The 1,885-nt window shown below is 56.9% G+C and carries 2 protein-coding genes and 1 pseudogene; 1 reads left to right on the top strand and 2 read right to left on the bottom strand.

The annotated features are described in order from the left end of the window. Positions 1-342, bottom strand: a 342-nt coding sequence (locus tag Q0239_RS12500; protein ID WP_367276102.1) for a LysR family transcriptional regulator, incomplete at its 3' end; no start/stop codon positions are given. A 207-nt stretch (positions 343-549) separates the two neighbouring features. On the opposite strand from Q0239_RS12500, the gene Q0239_RS12495 reads away from it, so the two are divergent. Beyond that, entirely contained in the window at positions 550-1,302 is a 753-nt protein-coding gene (locus Q0239_RS12495) for an NYN domain-containing protein (protein ID WP_298603357.1), read from the top strand. A gap of 12 nt (positions 1,303-1,314) precedes the next feature. On the opposite strand, the pseudogene Q0239_RS12490 reads toward Q0239_RS12495, so the two are convergent. After that, positions 1,315-1,885, bottom strand: a pseudogene (locus tag Q0239_RS12490) (restriction endonuclease subunit R); the annotation flags it as partial.

Raw genomic sequence — 1,885 nt, 5'->3', positions numbered from 1 at the left:
TTCGGAGAAGGTCTGCTTCAGATTGCCTGCCATCAGTGACGAGCTGTAACCGACGGCGAGACGTCCTTGTTCACCATAGCTGACCGCTCGCGCGGTGGTTTGCAGATTGTCGATGTCGGTGATGATGCGCCGCGCAGACTCCAGAAAGACCTGGCCCATCTCGGTCGGCTCAGCTCCCCGCGTCGAACGCGTAAACAACTTGATGCCGAGTTTGTCCTCAAGTTGCGTAACCCGCAGGCTCAGCGTCGCCTGCTTCATGTTGAGCGCCGTGGCAGCACGGGAAAAGCTGCGGGTATCTGCGGTCAGAACGGCGTAGCGGAGTTGCCGAACCTCGATCGTCATGCTGCTAATGCTCCCCCCGTTCTCTTTCTTGCCGACATTGACGCGCAATCGGACTGAAATCGCAATATAAATTCGCGATAATGGAATGAGGTCAGAGATCGATCCGTAAATTTACTTGCCCAGTCAGATGGATGCCGGAATTTAACTTCAAATCTGTTTGATCTATTTTGGAGACAAATTTTACCGGCGGTGTGGTAAGCATTCGACATGTCGAATGAACCCCGTGCTCCGCGTCTTGCTGTCCTCATCGACGCTGACAATGCCTCCTCCCGTATCGCTACCCGTCTGTTCGAAGAGATCGCCAAGATCGGTGAAGCCAGCGTGCGCCGGATTTATGGCGACTTTTCCGGAACCCGCCTCAAATCCTGGGCCGAGGTGCTTTCGACCCACGCAATCCGGGCGCAGCAGAATTTCGCCTACACCACCGGCAAGAATGCATCTGACATTGCGCTCGTGATCGACGCTATGGATCTGTTGCATACCGGGCGCTTCGACGCCTTCTGCCTGGTATCGTCTGACAGTGATTTCACAGGGCTTGCAGCCCGCATCCGCGAGCAAGGCATCGATGGCTATGGCTTCGGCGAGCAGAAAACCCCCGAGAGCTCCCGCCAGGCCTGTCGGCGCTTCATCTACACGGAAAATCTTCTGCCGGAGGCTCCAACCTCTGAAGAGCCCGAACGCGCCGACCTGCGTCCCGCGACAGCCAAACAAGCCCCAAGCGCGGCCGCCCCGCTTATTCGCAAGGCCATCGCGCAGCTGGACGATGACGGTGGCTGGGTTCCCTTGGGCCGAGTGGGCCAGCGTCTCGCTGAACTCGCGTCGGATTTCGATCCGCGTACCTATGGTCAGGCCAAGCTCAGCGATCTCGTCGACAAGGCGGGGGCGTTTGAATCGCGCCGCACGGAATCGGGCCACGTCCAGATCGGACTAAAACACGTGCCCGCAAAGGGCAAAAAATAGCCTTTGCCGGGATCAGGTTGTCACGATTTCCATTAGCTTGTTGTAGCTGTCCGCTACCCCGTACCGCACGTTGGGCGTCGGGTTCGTTTCTGCCAGCTTGGCGAAAAACTTCTTAGCGCAATCAATCTTTGCGCGTTCAAGATCTCGCAGGGCAAGCGACGACATTGAACCCTTGGTTTCGGCGACGAAATAGATGTGCTTCACTGCGCCCGCTCGAAATACGATGGCCCAGTCGGGATTGTAGTCGCCAACTGGAGTTGGGATCAGGAAGCCCCTCGGCAGCTTCGCATAGACCTCGACCTCCGCGCTGGTATCCAGCTCCCCAACGAAGTCGCGTTCGACACCAGAATCTGTGATGCAATAGTCGAAGACGTGGTTCTTGAGACGCTCGGTTGCTCGGGAAAAATCCTGACCAATCTCGGCGGCGGTAAAAACATCGGCATCATATCGCTCGTCGATCGGATCATAGACCAACTGCTCGATAAGGTGACCTGCCTTCTGCTCCTTGATCAGCCGCGCTGCCTCAGAGATGAAGTGCTCAGGGTTTGCGCGATATTGTTCGAAGATTGACGGCTCAATGCCA

It is taken from the genome of uncultured Sphingorhabdus sp. (assembly GCF_937872355.1).
Classification (GTDB): Bacteria; Pseudomonadota; Alphaproteobacteria; order Sphingomonadales; family Sphingomonadaceae; genus Sphingorhabdus_B.
The sequence above is the reverse complement of the archived record's forward strand: the minus strand, read 5'-3'. Positions and strand labels throughout refer to the sequence as shown.